The 15,766-nt window shown below is 72.7% G+C and carries 10 protein-coding genes; 8 read left to right on the plus strand and 2 right to left on the minus strand.

All coding sequences use genetic code 11. The annotated features are described in order from the left end of the window. The first annotated feature begins 107 nt into the window (after positions 1 to 107). From MANAM107_RS06520 to MANAM107_RS13255, 6 genes are all read left to right on the plus strand, one after another. On the plus strand, positions 108 to 3,746 hold the full coding sequence (locus tag MANAM107_RS06520) for a DEAD/DEAH box helicase (protein ID WP_223906458.1): 3,639 nt from the start codon (positions 108 to 110) through the stop codon (positions 3,744 to 3,746). 439 nt (positions 3,747 to 4,185) lie between these two features. Next, positions 4,186 to 6,222: a DUF1800 family protein gene (locus MANAM107_RS06525; protein WP_223906460.1), complete on the plus strand. Its 2,037-nt coding sequence runs from the start codon at positions 4,186 to 4,188 to the stop codon at positions 6,220 to 6,222. Between the two features lie 16 nt (positions 6,223 to 6,238). Further along, positions 6,239 to 7,696, plus strand: a complete 1,458-nt coding sequence (locus tag MANAM107_RS06530; RefSeq protein ID WP_223906463.1) for a DUF1501 domain-containing protein — start codon at positions 6,239 to 6,241, stop codon at positions 7,694 to 7,696. 295 nt (positions 7,697 to 7,991) lie between these two features. After that, positions 7,992 to 8,165, plus strand: a complete 174-nt coding sequence (locus tag MANAM107_RS06535) for a DUF4244 domain-containing protein (protein ID WP_308443654.1) — start codon at positions 7,992 to 7,994, stop codon at positions 8,163 to 8,165. 98 nt (positions 8,166 to 8,263) lie between these two features. After that, the gene (locus MANAM107_RS06540; protein ID WP_179900811.1) at positions 8,264 to 8,578 is read left to right on the plus strand and encodes a TadE family type IV pilus minor pilin; all 315 of its coding nucleotides are present in this window, start codon (positions 8,264 to 8,266) and stop codon (positions 8,576 to 8,578) included. Continuing rightward, positions 8,575 to 9,105, plus strand: coding sequence for an Rv3654c family TadE-like protein (locus MANAM107_RS13255; RefSeq protein ID WP_373314035.1), 531 nt, complete (start codon positions 8,575 to 8,577; stop codon positions 9,103 to 9,105). Before MANAM107_RS06540 ends, MANAM107_RS13255 begins: the two co-directional genes overlap by 4 nt. Before the next feature lie 36 nt (positions 9,106 to 9,141). Here MANAM107_RS13255 and MANAM107_RS06550 read toward each other — a convergent pair whose 3' ends face one another. Together MANAM107_RS06550 and MANAM107_RS06555 are read right to left on the minus strand one after the other, a co-directional pair. Continuing rightward, positions 9,142 to 11,211: an ABC transporter ATP-binding protein gene (locus MANAM107_RS06550; RefSeq protein ID WP_223906469.1), complete on the minus strand. Its 2,070-nt coding sequence runs from the start codon at positions 11,209 to 11,211 to the stop codon at positions 9,142 to 9,144. Continuing rightward, positions 11,208 to 12,941 carry an ABC transporter ATP-binding protein gene (locus tag MANAM107_RS06555; RefSeq protein ID WP_223906473.1) on the minus strand — a complete coding sequence of 578 codons (1,734 nt, stop codon included), beginning with the start codon at positions 12,939 to 12,941 and terminating at the stop codon, positions 11,208 to 11,210. The genes MANAM107_RS06550 and MANAM107_RS06555 overlap by 4 nt, the downstream gene beginning before the upstream one ends. Before the next feature lie 483 nt (positions 12,942 to 13,424). Between MANAM107_RS06555 and MANAM107_RS06560 the strand changes: the two genes are divergently transcribed. After that, positions 13,425 to 14,300: an ABC transporter ATP-binding protein gene (locus tag MANAM107_RS06560; RefSeq protein ID WP_223906476.1), complete on the plus strand. Its 876-nt coding sequence runs from the start codon at positions 13,425 to 13,427 to the stop codon at positions 14,298 to 14,300. 9 nt (positions 14,301 to 14,309) lie between these two features. Further along, entirely contained in the window at positions 14,310 to 15,731 is a 1,422-nt protein-coding gene (locus MANAM107_RS06565; RefSeq protein ID WP_223906479.1) for an FtsX-like permease family protein, read from the plus strand. The last annotated feature ends 35 nt before the right edge of the window (positions 15,732 to 15,766 follow it).

A 15,766-nucleotide genomic window follows, 5' to 3' on the forward strand; every position in this document is an offset into this window, starting at 1 on the left:
GGGGTGCTCGAACCTGAAGTACTCCGATGGTGAGCGCGTCCCCGGGGAGGGCGCCCGCGCCGCGAGCGCTGCGGGTTGATGTCGTCGCGGTGGCATAACGTGTTCCCATGTCCAGAGCGATCCGTGCAGGCGACTGGCCCGAGCATCTCAGTGATGAGGAGATCATCACCGGGGTCGGCCAGCGCGCCTACGCCCGGGGGCGCGACTACGCCCTGCGGGGGCGCGTGCGCGACCTGGCCATCGCCGGGCAGGGGGAGCTCATCTCGGCCGAGGTCCAGGGCTCGGGCAGGCGCGCCTACCAGACCCTCATCGTGCGCGGGGCCGAGGGCGGCTGGGTGGGCAGCTGCTCGTGCCCGGTGGGTGTGAACTGCAAGCACAGCGCCGCCGTCCTGCTCACGGCGCGGGCCCTGGCCGAGGACGAGGACTCGGGCCAGGACCCTGACGGTTCCGCGGGCCGGGTGCCGCGCAGGTCGCCGCGGCCCTCGCCCTCCTGGGAGCTGCAGCTCTCCCGCATCCTGCGCCAGGAGCGCCGCAGCGCTGGGCGCCGCATGGCCCTGGAGATCACCGACGAGCACTCCACCGGCTGGAGCTCCTGGGGCGGTGATGAGGGCCTGTCCATGACGCCCCTCATCGAGGGCAAGCGGGGCTGGAACCGCCAGGGCGCCTCCTGGGAGAGGGTCTGCAGCGGCGCCCTGGATGATGAGGCAGACGCCGCGGCACTGGGTGCCCTGCGCGAGCTGGCCAGCCTGGCCCCGGAGAGCCTGTTCTACTCCAGTGCCCGCATCCCCCTGGCCGACTCCCCGGCCTGGGTGTGGGAGGGCCTGGGGCGAGCCGTCGAGGCCGGGATCACTCTGACCACCGCCCAGAAGGGCGGTGCGGCGGTGCGCATCGTGCCCGGGCTGCAGGCCGGCGTGGCCATGCACCACCAGGGCGGCGACGGCACGCAGCTCATCATCTCCCCCATCGTCAAGCACGTGGAGGTCGAGGAGCTGATGGCGCTGCCGGAGCGCCTCATGCCCGACCTCCTGGCCGTGGGGGAGCCCGTCCACGGCTACTACGCCTGGATGCATACCGGGGAGCTGCTGCTCCTGCCCCTGGATCCGCCACCCGGCCCGGCCCTGGCGGAGATGCTCGCACACAGGGAGAGCATCGTCGTGCCCTCCGGCGACGTCGAGCGCTTCGAGGCCGAGCACCTGGAGGCCGTCAGCCGGGCCCTGCCGGTGCTGATCAACGAGACCGCCGTAGAACTGCCCGACCCCGCCCAGCCGGTCCTGGTACTCGGTGTCCACGTCGACCCCGAGGGGCACCGCATGACCACTGGCTGGCAGGTGCGCTACCGGACCTCCTCGGGCCAGGAGCGCGGGCGCCACGAGGCCGGCGCCCTGGGCGACCTGGCCTCGGCCTGGACCGGGGGCCGGTCGGGCCCGGGCGGCCCCGGCCGTGCTGGGGCCTCCCGTGACACCTCCGCCGAGGCGAGCCTGGCCCGCCGGGCCGCCGACGCTCTGGCGCCCCTGGCCCCGGGGCACGGGGAGCTGACCCGTCCCCTGAGCCTGAGCGGCATGGACACCGCCCGTTTCATCACCCGCACGCTGCCCCTGCTCCAGGACATGCCCGGCTTCGAGGTGGAGGTCGACGGCGATGTCCCCGACTACCGGGAGTCCGAGCACGCCCCGCTCATCACCACGGAGGTCGCCGACGACGATGACCGCCCCGACTGGTTCTCCCTGAGGATCCGGGTGCGGGTGGGCCAGGAGGAGATCCCCATCCCCCGGGTCATGGCGGCCCTGGCCGCCGGGCAGGAGGAGGTCCTGCTGGACTCGGGGGCGTGGGTGAGCCTGGACCGCCCCGAGATCCACACCCTGGCGCGCCTGATGGAGGAGGGCCGCGAGCTGGAGGACTCCCCGGGGACCCTGCGCGTGACCGGCCTGCAGGCCGGCTACTACGAGGAGCTCGAGGCACTGGGCGTGGTCAGCCGCGCCAGCCGGCGCTGGAAGGAGCGGGTGGGCAGGCTGCTGGAGCGCACCGAGGCGGCCGAGGCCGCCGGCGGGGCGGGCGGGGCCGAGGGCCTGCCGGCGCCTGAGGGCATGCGCGCTGAGCTGCGCCCCTACCAGCTCGAGGGCTACCGCTGGCTGGACATGCTGCGATCGGCCGGCCTGGGCGGGGTTCTGGCCGACGACATGGGCCTGGGCAAGACCGTCCAGGTCCTGGCCGCCATCCAGCGGATGATCGAGGCGGCCGGTGCCCGGGGGCCCGAGCCCCAGGCATTGGGCCCCGGGCGGGGCAGCATCGCGGACCAGGGCGCGGAGATCCCGCCTGTTGCACCGGGCCAGCCGCGTGAGAGCGGGGACGGCGCTGCGGACCCTGCCGGCGGTGCCGGCGCTCAGGCCCGGGCAGACGGTGAAGGCGCGGATGAGCAGGGCACCCGCGCGGTGCAGCCGGTCCTGGTCATCGCCCCCACCTCCGTGGTGGGCTCCTGGGTGGAGCAGGCCGAGCGCTTCTGCCCCGGCCTGCGCGTGCAGGCGGTCACCCGCACCGCCGCCAAGCGCGAGGAGCCGCTGGCGGCCATCGCCGAGCGGGCCGATATCGTCGTCACCTCCTACACGATCGCGCGCCTGTGCGAGGAGGAGTTCGTCGAGCAGGAGTGGGACTGGGTGGTGTGCGACGAGGCCCAGTTCCTCAAGAACCGAGCCTCGGCCACCTACAAGGCGGTGCGGCGCCTGCGTACGCCCTCGACCGTCGCTATCACGGGAACACCGCTGGAGAACTCGCTGATGGACCTGTGGTCCCTGCTGAGCATCGCCGCGCCCGGGCTGCTGCCGGGGCCCGAGCGCTTCGGCCAGGTCTACCGCAGGCCCATCGACCACGGCGACCTGGAGGCCCTGGCCCGGCTGCGGCGCCGGATGCGCCCCTTCCTGCTGCGGCGCACCAAGGAGCAGGTCGCCGCCGAGCTGCCCGCCAAGACCGAGCAGGTCCTGAGCATCGAGCTCGACCCCCGCCACCGCCACGCCTACGATCAGCGCCTGGCCCGCGAGCGCCAGAAGATCCTGGGCCTGCTGGAGCAGGACAGCGCCCAGGCGCGCTTCTCGGCCCTGAAGTCCCTGACCACCCTGCGCCAGATGGCCCTGGACCCCGCCCTCATCGAGGGCCCGCAGCCCTCCGGCGGGCCCGGGGCCGCCAAGGGCGGCCGGTCCGAGGCTCGCGGCCGGCCGACGGCGAAGGTGACAGCGCTCCTGGAGCGCCTGGAGCCGATCCTGGCCGAGGGCCATCGGGCCCTGGTCTTCAGCCAGTTCACCCGCTACCTCACCGGCGTGCGCGAGCACCTGGAGGCCCGGGGGATGCGCACCGCCTACCTCGACGGGGCCACGACCGACCGCCAGGGGGTCATCGACTCCTTCCGCAGCGGGCAGGCCGAGGTCTTCCTCATCTCCCTCAAGGCCGGAGGATTCGGCCTGACCCTGACCGAGGCCGACTACGTCTTCCTCCTCGACCCCTGGTGGAACCCCCAGACCGAGGAGCAGGCCGTGGACCGCACCCACCGCATCGGCCAGGACAAGCCGGTCATGGTCTACCGCATGGTCTCGGCCCAGACCATCGAGGACAAGGTCATGGCCCTCAAGGAGAAGAAGGCCGAGCTCTTCGGGCGGGTGGTCGAGGGCAGCGCCGACCCCCAGGAGCGGGGGCCGGCCAGCACCTCCGGGCCGGCGGCCCTCAGCGCCGCGGAGATCCGCGCCCTCATCGAGGGCTGAGGCGGCCGTCAAGGCGGGGCGGGGCAGTGGCCGAGGCGCCTGGCCCGGGGCTGAGGCGGCCGGCCCCAGGGACGAAACAGCGTCATCACACCGCTCTTGACGAAGCGAACAAGATCACATTTTCCTCGTTGTGGAACCTGTGAAAAAACGTGACATCGGGGCCTTCCTGCGGTCTTCTCGGATCATCCACGGAGTCTGGTAAAAGACTGAAAATGTGCTGTGACTGATTCGTTACAGTAGGGTCGCAGACAGTGTGAATCCACAAGAGAAGACCCGTCTTCCCTGACATATCTGAGAGACTGTCATGCCTGAACTCGAACCGGACTCCCAGGCCGGTAGTGACCCGACCGCCGGTGGTGCACCGCAGCACACGACAGGCCCGGCAGGTCCAGCCCCGCACTCGTCCCTGGCCGCCGAGACCACCCGAGGCGCCCGCCGCGTGCCCTCATCCGGCTCGCGCCGCGCAGCCCTGTGGGCGGTGGGCCTGGGCATGCTGGGGGCCGCGGGCTGCACCATCTCCGGGGGCTCCGCAGGCGGCTCCACCCAGGGCGCCGCAGGCGGCGGCTCGCCCGGATCGGGCGGCTCGGCCGGCAGCGGAGGGGCCGCCGGCAGTGGCGCTGCGCCGTCGCCGGGAGCCGAGCCGAGCCCCGGCAACGGGGAGATCACCGGCAGCCTCAGCCAGCCCAAGGCCGGGGCCGTTGAGGGCGACCCCTCAGACATGGACCCCGACCCCTTCTCCGACAAGCAGCAGGCCGCCGACTCGGTCGCCCAGCAGTCGGCCGAGCAGTCCTCCGGGGGCGGCCGGCCCGGCGACGGCGGCGCGCCCCAGGGCGGCGGCCAGGGCAGCACCGGCCAGGACGGTGCTGGTGACGGCGGCACCGGTGGCGGTGCCGGTGAGGGCGGCGGCGCGGACGGCTCCCAGCAGCCCGGGGCCTCCGGCCAGTCGGACGTCTACGGCAAGACGCCGCCGTCGGCGAGTATCGACAAGACCACCGAGCTCGCCCCGCAGATCACCCTGCGCACCTCTCCGGCCTGGCACCTGGCCCGGCGGGCCGCCGCCTGCTCGGCCACCGCCGAGATCGCCGCCCAGATCGAGTCCATGGGGGCCGAGGCCTGGATCGACGCCCAGCTGGCCCCCGAGGGGATCGACGACTCCCGGGCCGAGGGCTATATCGCCACCTACTTCCCCTGGGCCTCCATGAGCGCCAACGAGCTGGCCGAGCCCACCGGGGGGAGGATCCACCTGGCCTCGAACCAGGCCACCCTGGCCGTCCTCACCCGCCTGCGCTTCGGCAACCGGGTGCTCCAGGAGTCCGTCGTCGAGCTCATCGGCGACCACGTCTATGTGCCCATGCGCAACAAGGCCCAGACCTTCATCACCGAGTTCGACCAGATCCTGCGCACCCACTGCCTGGGCCGCTACGCCGACTTCCTCCTGGCCGCCCTGACCAACCCGGCCCTCCTGCTGGAGCTCGACAACGCCACCTCCACCAAGGACAGCCCCAACGAGAACCTGGGGCGCGAGCTCCTCGAGCTCTACACGGTGGGGCGCGACGCCTACACCGAGGAGGACGTCAAGAGCTCCACCGTCCTGCTGACCGGGCACGGCCTGACCTGGAAGGAGTCCGACGCCTCCGGCGCCGGCCCCTACTCCTATGTCTACCGCCCCGAGCAGCACGCCACCGGGGCGGTGAAGATCCTGGGCTTCGAGGACCCCAACGCCGACCCCGCCGCCGGGCCCGATCTGCTCAAGCGGTACGTGGAGTACCTGTGCGCCCGTGAGGAGACCGCCAAGCGCCTGGCCACCCGCATCGCCCGGCGCTTCATCGCCGACGAGCCCAGCCAGGCCGTCGTCGACCACATCGCCAAGGCCTACCTGGACAACGACACCCGGATCGCCCCGGCCGTGCGCGCCGCCCTGACCCACCCCGAGTTCGCCGAGTCGGTGGGCAAGAAGTGGCGCCGCCCCATGGAGCTCATCATGACCATCGCCCGCGCCGCCCACGTGGAGGGCATCAACCCCCGCGGGCGCGTGGGAGGGGATGCGGAGGGAAACCTGGGCCTCTACGGCTGGCTGCTGGTCAATGCCGGCCACGAGCCCCGCATGTACGCCACCGTCGACGGCTACCCGGACACCGCCGAGCACTGGATGTCCTCCAGCCTCCTGATGAACCTGTGGAACGCCACCCAGACGGCCGTGCGCGGGGACGTGGAGGAGTCCGGTCGCACCGACTGGTCCCGGGTCCTCCAGATCACCCCCGGGGCCAAGGCCAAGGACACCGCCGCCCGCATCGCCTGGCACCTGACCGGCTACGCCTGGCCCGACAACCACCTGGAGCCCGTGGCGGCCCTGCTCGCCGGCGTCCCCGACTCCGGCGGCATCGAGGAGTGGACCGTGGCCGAGGCCGCCCTCATCGACAACGCCGAGCAGGCGGTCCGCCTGTGCTTCGCCAGCCCCTACGGCTTCCTCCGCTGACCACTAAGGACCACCGATGGATCGTTCACGCAAGACGCGCTTCACGCAGGGCTCGGCCCTTATGCGCGAGGACATCGTCACCCCCATGCACCACCACGACGAGTCCCAGGACGCGCTCCTGGTGGAGGTCGACGGCATCACCCGCCACATGACCGGCTGCCAGGCCGACGGCTACATCACCGAGAAGTACGACCTGCCCGAGCTCACCGAGGTCGAGCACGTCGAGGGCGGCCCCCGCAACGTCAAGCGCCGTCACATCCTGGCCGGGGCGGCCGCGGGCTTCGGGGCCCTGCTGACGACGACGGCGATGCCCCGCTACTCCTTCGCCGCCCCCTCCACCGGCTCGACCGGCCCCCAGGAGCTGCTCGTGTGCGTGTTCATGCGCGGCGGCTTCGACGGGCTCTCCGCGGTGGTGCCGGTGGGCGACTCCGCCTACTACGCGGCCCGCCCCTCCATCGCGGTGCGGCCCGAGCAGACCCTGGGCCTTGACTCCACCTGGGGCCTGAACACGCATATGAAGGCCCTCAAGCCCCTGTGGGACGCCGGCCAGATGGCCATCATCCAGGGATCGGGCTCACCGGATGTCTCCCGCTCCCACTTCCAGGACCAGGTCACCGTGGAGCGGGCCGCCCCCGCCTCGGTGCGCAGCGGGTGGCTGGGGCGCCACCTGCAGACCGTGTCCTCGCAGACCGGCACCTTCCGCGGCGTGAGCATCGGGGGCTCCACGGTCTTCTCCCTGACCACCAACGCCCTGGACACCCTGGCGGTCTCCAGCATCGACTCCTTCGAGCTGGCCTCGTGGAGCGCGGAGAAGGTCAAGTCGCGGGTCTCCTCGGCCCTGGAGGAGATGTACGGCGGCGCCGGAGGGCAGGCCCAGGAGACCGCGGCCGCCACCTTCGCCGCGGCCTCCACCCTGCGCGATGTGCGTGCCGCCCAGCCCGCCCAGGCCCCCGGCGGCTACCCCGACTCGACCTGGGGCAGGGGCCTGGCCGAGATCGCCAAGCTCGCCAAGGCCAATGTGGGCATCGAGGTGGCCTGCATCGACATCGGCGAGTGGGATATGCACGCCTCCCTGGGATCGGCCGCTGATGAGCAGGCCTGGTTCTCCCGCAGGGCGCGGGACTTCGCCGAGGGCCTGGCCGCCTTCCGCGAGGATCTGGGGGAGCACTGGGCGCGGACCACGGTGGTGACCATGAGCGAGTTCGGGCGGCGCGTGGCCGAGAACGGCAGCGCCGGCCTGGACCACGGGCAGGGCAACACCATGTTCGTCATGGGCGGCGGGGTCAAGGGCGGGCGCGTCCTGGGCACGGTGCCGAGCCTGGAGGAGGCCAACCTGTCCCTGGGGGATGTGCCCATCACCCTGGACTACCGCCAGGCGCTCTCGGAGATCGTCTCGACCAAGCTGGGCAACGGGGCCTCCATGGCCGAGGTCTTCCCCGGCTTCACCCCCGGCACGCCCCTGGGGATCGTCTGAGCGCTCGCCACCACCGCTCCGGCACGTCTCCGGTGCGGTGGTGGCGCCGCATCGCGGAAAGCGCGAAGGCAGGGGTGTGGCCGGGGCGCTCGAAGGCGTGTGGGAGCGCCGTGCTCCCCAGGCGGTCGATTGCAGGGGCTCCTCCACAGGGCTGTCGGCCCGCCCAGCGCGAATGGGCCCACCCGGGTGAGCCTGGGCCTGCGGGCACGGCGCCCGCTGGGGCCCGGCAGCAGCGGGGTCCCATGATCGGGAGGAGAACCCCATGAGGAACACCCTGCGCTCCCTGCGCACCTGCATGATGCTGAGCCGCCGCACGGACCGGTCCGGTGAGGCGGGCATGGCCACGGCCGAGTACGCCATCGGCACCCTGGCGGCCGCCGCCTTCGCGGGCCTGCTGCTGGCCCTCATCAGGTCCGGCAGCCTGACCGGCATGCTCCAGTCCATCATCGAGTCCGCGCTGTCGGTGTGATGTGCGGCCGCCTCATGGCAGGCGGGCGCGCGACCCCCCGCTCCGGGCCCACCAGGTCCCGCCCCGCCCGGCCCCGCCGAGGGTCGGGTGAGGCGGGGATGGTCACCGCCGAGATCGCCATCGGCCTGCCCGCCGTCATGCTCGTCCTGCTGCTGGTGCTGGCCGCCATCAGTGCGGGCCTGACCCAGCTGCGGGTCACCGACGCCGCCCGGGCGGCCGCCCGCCAGGCCGCCATCGGCGACCAGGACTATGCCAGTGCCGCCGGTCGGATCGCCGGGCCCGTGAGCGTGGGGGTGGAGTCCGGGGAGCTGACCTGCGTGAGCGTCTCGCGCCCCGTGCCCGGGCCCCTGGGTGGCCTGGGCCTGCACGCCCGGGCGCGCGCCTGCGCCTACACCGAGCCGAGCACCCCATGAGCGCGGTGCACGCCCGGGCGCGCCCCGCGGCCCATCCCCGCCCGATCGGGCCGGACGCGGCCGGGCAGGACTGGGCCGGAGCGGAGTTGCCCGACCAGGATGCCGCTCCCCCGGGACGCCCGCGCCGCTACTCGGCCCGGTGCCTGATCCGGTGCCTGCGCCGGTACTGGAGCACCGATGAGAGGGGCTCGGGCACGGTCATGGCCCTGGCCGTCATCGCGGTGGTGCTCAGCCTGGGCCTGGGCGCCACCGGCCTCATCCAGGCCCAGGGCGCCTCCGGGCGGGCGCGCTCAGCCGCGGACCTCGCGGCCCTGGCCGGCGCCACCGCACTGAGCTCCGTGATCTCACCGGGGGATCCCTGCGCCACCGCCGGGCGCGTGGCCCAGGCCAACGGTGCCCGCCTGACCTCCTGCCGCATCAGTGGCGAGGACGTGAGTGTCCACGTCGTCGTCCCGGTCAGCGTCCTGGGGTTGGCCCGCCAGGCGGGGGCCAGTGCCCGCGCCGGCCCGGTCAACCCCCTGCCCTGACCGGACCGCCGCACCGCGCTGGGAGGGCCCCGGCCCTCAGTCCTCGGGCGCGGTCCCCTCGGCGAACTGGCTGGCGTGCAGGCGGGCGTAGGCCCCGCCGCGCTCCAGCAGCTCGGCATGACTGCCCTGCTCCACGATGTCCCCGTGCTCCATGACCAGGATGAGGTCGGCGTCGCGGATCGTGGACAGGCGGTGGGCGATGATGAAGCTCGTGCGGCCCTGGCGCAGAGCGTTCATCGCCTGCTGGACCAGCAGCTCGGTGCGGGTGTCCACCGAGCTGGTCGCCTCATCGAGGATGAGCACGGCAGGGTCGGCCACGAAGGCCCGGGCAATGGTCAGCAGCTGGCGCTCACCGGCGGAGATATTCGCCGCATCCTCATCCAGGACCGTGTCATAGGCCTGGGGCAGGGCCCGGATGATGTGGTCCACGAAGCAGGCGCGCGCTGCGGCCTCGACCTGCTCATCGCTGGCCCCCGGGCGCCCGTAGCGGATGTTCTCCCGGATCGTTCCCTCGAAGAGCCAGGGGTCCTGGAGCACCATGCCGGTGCGGCGGCGCACCTCCTGGCGGGGCATGAGCGCCGTGTCCCGGCCATCGAGCAGGATGCGCCCGCCGTCGATCTCGTAGAAGCGCATGAGCAGGTTGACCAGGGTGGTCTTGCCCGCCCCCGTGGGGCCCACGATCGCCACGCTCTGGCCCGGCTCCACCCGCAGGGACAGGTCGCGGATGAGCTCGGTGTCGGGGGAGTAGGAGAAGCGCACATGCTCCAGCTCGATGACACCGGGCCCGGCGGCTGCGGCAGGCTGCCCGGCCGGCTCGTCGGTGGGCTGCTCGTCGGGGGACTCCTCCTCGGCGTCGAGCAGCTCGAAGACCCGCTCGGCGCTGGCCGTGCCCGACTGGACAGCCGTGGCCATGCCGCCCAGCTCCCCCAGGGGCTGGGAGAACTGCTGGGAGTACTGGATGAAGGCCTGCACATCGCCCAGGCGCAGGGAGCCCGAGGCCACCATCGCCCCGCCCACCACGGCGATGGCCACATAGGACAGGTTCCCGATGACCAGCATGACCGGCATCATCATGCCCGAGAGGAACTGGGCCCTCAATGCCGCCCGGTAGAGCTCCTCGTTCTCCTGGGCGAAGGCCTCGCGCATCGAGGCGGTGCGCCCGTAGACGCGCACCAGGGCGTGGCCGGAGAAGGACTCCTCCACGCGCGCGTTGATCCGCCCCGTGCGCGCCCACTGGCGGGTGAAGGCCTTCTGCGAGCGCGGGCCGATGATGCCGAAGACGATCCCGGTCAGCGGGATGATGATGAGGGCCACCAGCGCCAGGCGCCAGGAGATGGAGAACATCATGCCCAGCACGCCCACCACCGTCAGGATGGAGGTCAGTGCCCCGGACAGGGACTGCTGGAGGGTGTTGGTGATGTTGTCGACGTCGTTGGTCACCCGGCTGAGCAGCTCGCCACGCTGGGTCTGGTCGAAGTAGCTCAGCGGCAGGCGGTGGATCTTGTCCTCCACCGCGGTGCGCAGCTGATAGACCGCCTTCATGGTGATGCGGTTGAGCAGGAAGCCCTGAAGCCACATGAGGAAGGCCGAGGCCACGTACAGGACCAGGACGAGGATGAGCACCTCGCCCAGGCGGGTGAAGTCGATGCCCGCCCCGGGGTTGAGGTCCATGGTGGCCAGCATGGTGGCGAAGTCGTCCATGCCGCGGGCGCGCAGGCCCTCAATGGCCTGCTCCTTGGTGGTGCCCGCCGGCAGCATGGAGGAGATGACGCCCTCGAAGATGATGTTCGTGGCGCTGCCCAGCACCTTGGGGGCGGCCACGGACAGCGCGACGGCGACCACCGAGGCCACCGCGATGACGGCCAGGGTTCCCCGGTAGGCGCCCAGGAGCCCCACCATGCGGGTGAAGGAGGGCCAGAAGGCGGTGGCCCTGCCCGGGGGCGGGCCGGAGGTCCAGTCATCGCTGGCGGCCTGCGCCTCGGCGGCGAGCTTGAGGTCCTCCTCGCTCAAGGTGGGGTCCTGGGGCGCGCCCCGGCCGGCTTTACCGGCGGGCGCCTTGGGGGCCGGGGAGGCCCCGCTGCGGTTCTTCTTCTCGACGGCGCTCATGCTGCGGCCTCCGCTCCGAGCTGGGAGGTGACGATCTCGCGGTAGACCGGGGAGGTGTCCAGCAGCTCGCTGTGCGTGCCGCGGCCCACCAGGCGGCCCGAGTCCAGGACGAGGATCTGGTCGGCCTGGGTGATGGTGGAGACCCGCTGGGCCACCACCACCTTGGTCACACCCTCGGTGGCCGGCCCCAGGGCCGCGCGCAGGCGGGCGTCGGTGGCCACGTCCAGGGCCGAGAAGGAGTCATCGAAGATGAGGATGTCGGGCCGGCGCACCAGGGCCCGGGCGATGGCCAGGCGCTGGCGCTGCCCCCCGGAGACATTCGTGCCACCCTGGGTGATGGGGGCCTCCAGGCCTCCATCCATCCGTGAGACGAAGTCCTTGGCCTGGGCGACCTCCAGGGCCGCCCACAGCTCCTCATCGGTGGCCTCCTCCCGGCCCAGGCGCAGGTTGGAGGCAACGGTGCCGGCGAAGAGGAAGGGCTTCTGGGGCACCAGGCCCAGCTGGGCCCATAGGGCCTCGGGCTCGGCCTGGCGCACGTCGGTGCCCCCGATGAGCACCTGGCCGTCGGTGACGTCGAGCAGGCGGGCCAGCAGGGTGACCACCGTGGACTTGCCCGAGCCGGTCGAGCCCACGATCGCCGTCGTCGAACCGCGAGGGACGGTGAAGCTGAGGTCCTCCAGGACCGCGGCCTCGGCGTCGGGGTAGGAGAAGGAGACGCTGCGCAGCTCCACGGTGCCGGGGGAGGGGAAGTCGCTGACGGGCCGCTCGGCCACGGTCAGGGACGGGTCGGTGGCCAGGACCTCGCTGATGCGCTCGGCGCACACCGAGGCGCGCGGGATGAGGATGGTCATGAAGCTGGCCATGAGGATCCCCATGAGGATCTGCATGAGGTAGGCCATGAAGGCGATGAGCACGCCCACCTCCACCGTGCCGTCGCCCACCTGGTGGCCGCCGAACCAGATGACGCCCACGATCGTGATATCCAGGATGAGCAGGACCAGGGGGAAGAGCAGCACGAAGAGGCGGCCCACGCGCTCACCCACCCAGGCGATGTCGTGGTTGGCGCCCCCGAAGCGCTCGGCCTCGGCCTGCTCGCGCACGAAGGCGCGCACCACGCGGATGCCGGTCAGCTGCTCGCGCAGGACCCGGTTGATGGCGTCGAGCCGATCCTGGTAGGAGCGGAACAGGGGCACCATCCGGCGCACGATGAGGCCCACGGCGATCAGCAGCGTGGGCACCGAGACGGCGATGAGCCAGGACAGGCTGGGGGCCCTGGTCACCGCCATGATGATCCCGCCCACGGCCATCACCGGCGCGGTGACCAGCATGGTGCAGCTCATCATCACCAGCATCTGGACCTGCTGGACGTCATTGGTGTTGCGGGTGATGAGCGAGCCCGCACCGAAGGCGGAGATCTCCCGCTCCGAGAAGGAGCCCACACGGTCGAAGACCTCGGCACGCAGGTCCCGTCCCACGCCCATGGCGGCGCGTGCCGCCAGCCAGGTGGCCAGCACGGTGAAGACGCCCTGGGCGAGGCTGACCGCCAGCATGAGCCCACCGGTGCGCCAGATGTAGCCGGTGTCCCCGGTGGCCACGCCCTTGTCGATGATGTCCGCATTGAGGGTGGGCAGGTAGAGGGAGGCCATCACCTGGGTGAACTGGAGGACCAGGACGCCGAGGAGGATGCCGGTGTAGGGGCGCAGATGGGCGCGCAGCAGTGGTATGAGCACGAGCGCGAACCTAGCAGCCTGACGTCGCGTGAGGGCAACAGCGGCACGTGGCGCCGGGCGGCCCGGGCCGCGCCGGGCGGTGCCCGGAGGGGGTGGGACTGAGGGCCTTCGGGCCCGAGGCTCCAGGGTGCGGCTTGCGGGCTCCCGCCCGTGGCCGGTTGCGGGCGCCAGATTCCCCGCGCCAGCCGATGCTGCACATCCTCACGCCCGCCCCGTTGCACGTCTTCAGAGCTTGGGCGTGAGCCAGAGCCGCAGGATCATGCCGATGATGAGGCCTGGAGGTGGTCTGGAGGCCGGGAAGATGCGCAGCGACCCTGGCGGCTGGGGGCAGGGCGCCGCCGGCCCAGCCGCCAGGCTTCTCCTCGCGACCACCAACAAGGTGACGGGCTGGGCTTCGGGGATCGGGCACTGTCGGGTTGCCCCGACCTCTGCTCGCCAGGCAGCGGGATCGTGGAGGGGCGGCGGCCCCGGAAGGCTGAGGCCATGAGAACAATGCAGCACAACGACCCCAGTGCCCGCGGCCGGTCAGGGCTCACCGCGACCGGCGCAGCCCCCGGTACCGCTCACCCCACCGGTCCAGTGCGGGCCCTCCCTGCACAGGGGCATGTGGAGCCCGCGCCTCCCAGTGGGCCACCCGCCGTCCAGGTGCGCGGCCTCACCCGGATTTACGAGGTGCCCGGGCGGGGCGACGCCCGCGTCCAGGCCCTCAACGGCGTCGACGTGGACCTGCCCGCCGGGACCTTCACCGCGATCGTCGGGGCCTCGGGCTCAGGGAAGTCCACCATGCTGCACTGCATGGCGGGCCTGGACCAGCCCACCACCGGGCGCATCACCCTGCTGGGCACCGCCCTGGCCGACCTGCGCCCGGCTGAGCGCGCCGCCTTCCGCGCCCGCCACGTGGGCTTCGTCTTCCAGGACTACAACCTCATCGCCTCCCTGAGCGCCGCCGAGAACGTCTCCATGCCCGCACGCCTGGCCGGCGCGCGGGTGGAGCGCACCCAGGCCCTGGCCGCCTTGGCCCGGGTGGGCCTGGAGCACCGCGCCGACCTCAAGCCCCACCAGCTCTCCGGCGGGGAGCGTCAGCGCGTGGCCATCGCCCGGGTCATGGCCTCGCGCCCCAGCCTGGTCTTCGCCGACGAGCCCACCGGGGCCCTGGACCTGGAGTCCGGCGGCGTCGTCCTGGACTGGCTCGGCCAGCTGGCCCGCCAGGGCGCGACCGTGGTCATGGTCACCCACGACGTCGAGGCCGCCTCCCGCGCCGACGCCGTCGCCGTCATGAGCCGGGGGCGCCTGGCCGGCTGGAGCGACAGCCGCGACGCCCGCCGGATCGCCGAGCTCGTCCACGCCTCCCGGTCCTGAGGAGCCACCATGTCCGCACTCTCAGCCCTCGTCGTCAAGGACATCCGCCACCACGCCCCCATCTGGGCCTGGTCCCTGCTGGTGGCCACCACCGGGGGCGCCTTCATTGGCGTGACCATCATCTCCCTGCACAGTGCCGTCGCCTGGTCCCAGGGGCAGGACAACTCCGCCGAGCTGCTGCAGGCGGCCTCCCTCATCGGCAGCAACCTGGTGGGCTACGCGGGGCTGACCACCGCCCTGGTCCTGGCCACCACCCTGGCGCTGACGGTCTCCGCCCAGCAGCGCTCCCACGCCCTGTGGAAGGTCCTGGGCGTGGCCCCGGCGCGCATCCGCACCGTCATCATCCGCCAGGTGGCCCTGGTGGGGGCGCTCGGCGGCACCCTCGGCGCTGCCCTGGCACCCGCCCTGGCCCGGCTCTACCTCACCTCCTGGCGCGAGTTCGACCTCTACCCGGCCGACATGCCCGTGGCCATGCCCCTGTACGCCCCACCGCTGACGATCCTGCTGACCACGGCCTTCTGCGTGCTGGGAGGCCTGGGTGCGGCTCGGCGCGCGGCCTCCACCCCTGAGATGCAGGCCCTGCGCGAGGCGGCCTCCCCTCCCTCACGCACCCGCGCATGGCAGTGGGCGATCGCGGGGCTCCTCATCGTCTCCGCCATCATGCTGCCGGTGATGGACCTCATCGACGCGGAGGCCCTGGGCGAGGGCGAGACCGGCATGAGCCGGGCAGAGGAGCTGGCGATGATCGAGCAGATGCGCTCCCCGGCGGGCCGGGCCACCACCGGTGGGGCCATGGGGATGGTCCTGGCCCTGGCCGCCCTGTGCGTGCCGGCCTGGAGCCTGCGGCCTCTCCTATCGGCCTGGACCGCCCTGGTCCCGGCCAGGGGCGCGGCCTGGTTCGCGGCCCGCGCCAACGCCCTGCACCGCTCCACCCTGAGCCTGACCACCATCACCCCCTTCGCCATCGCCGTGGCCATGACCGGCACGGTCTACGCCACGGTGGGTGCGGGCCAGGCCCTGGGCGAGGCCGGGGGAGTCAGTGGCTTCCTGGCCATCGCCGTGCCCGTCTTCGTGGTCTCAGGGGTGGGAGGCGTGGCCAACATCGCCATGGTGGGGGCCTCCAGGCGCCAGGAGGCCGCGCTGCTGGGCGTCCTGGGCGCCACCGAGACCACTGCCATGCGCTCGACGGTGATCGAGGGCGCCATGTACGCCGTCACCGGGATCCTGTTCGGGCTGGGGGCGACCCTGGTCTCGGCCACGGCCGCCGCGCTCCACTCGGGCGGGGGAGGCGCCGCCTTCCTCGGGGCGCTCCCGCTGGGCACCCTGGGGCCGGTGGTCCTGGCCTGCTTGGCGCTGGCGGTGGCCACCACCTGGATCCCCGGCGCCGTGGACCGCCGTCCCGCCCTGGACCGGCTGCGCGAGCCGGTGTAGGGCGCGGCTCGCCCTTCATCTCGTACCTTCGCCGT

This window comes from Actinomyces capricornis (assembly GCF_019974135.1).
Classification (GTDB): domain Bacteria; phylum Actinomycetota; class Actinomycetes; order Actinomycetales; family Actinomycetaceae; genus Actinomyces; species Actinomyces capricornis.

What these genes read in the sequence shown, in the direction of transcription:
- MANAM107_RS06540 (WP_179900811.1), top strand. Translation starts at nt 8,264, where the DNA reads ATGGTCACCGCCGAGATCGCCATCGGCCTGCCCGCCGTCATGCTCGTC.
- MANAM107_RS06530 (WP_223906463.1), top strand. Translation starts at nt 6,239, where the DNA reads ATGGATCGTTCACGCAAGACGCGCTTCACGCAGGGCTCGGCCCTTATG.
- MANAM107_RS06535 (WP_308443654.1), top strand. Translation starts at nt 7,992, where the DNA reads ATGATGCTGAGCCGCCGCACGGACCGGTCCGGTGAGGCGGGCATGGCC.
- MANAM107_RS06550 (WP_223906469.1), bottom strand. Translation starts at nt 11,211, where the DNA reads ATGAGCGCCGTCGAGAAGAAGAACCGCAGCGGGGCCTCCCCGGCCCCC.
- MANAM107_RS06565 (WP_223906479.1), top strand. Translation starts at nt 14,310, where the DNA reads ATGTCCGCACTCTCAGCCCTCGTCGTCAAGGACATCCGCCACCACGCC.
- MANAM107_RS06520 (WP_223906458.1), top strand. Translation starts at nt 108, where the DNA reads ATGTCCAGAGCGATCCGTGCAGGCGACTGGCCCGAGCATCTCAGTGAT.
- MANAM107_RS13255 (WP_373314035.1), top strand. Translation starts at nt 8,575, where the DNA reads ATGAGCGCGGTGCACGCCCGGGCGCGCCCCGCGGCCCATCCCCGCCCG.
- MANAM107_RS06560 (WP_223906476.1), top strand. Translation starts at nt 13,425, where the DNA reads ATGAGAACAATGCAGCACAACGACCCCAGTGCCCGCGGCCGGTCAGGG.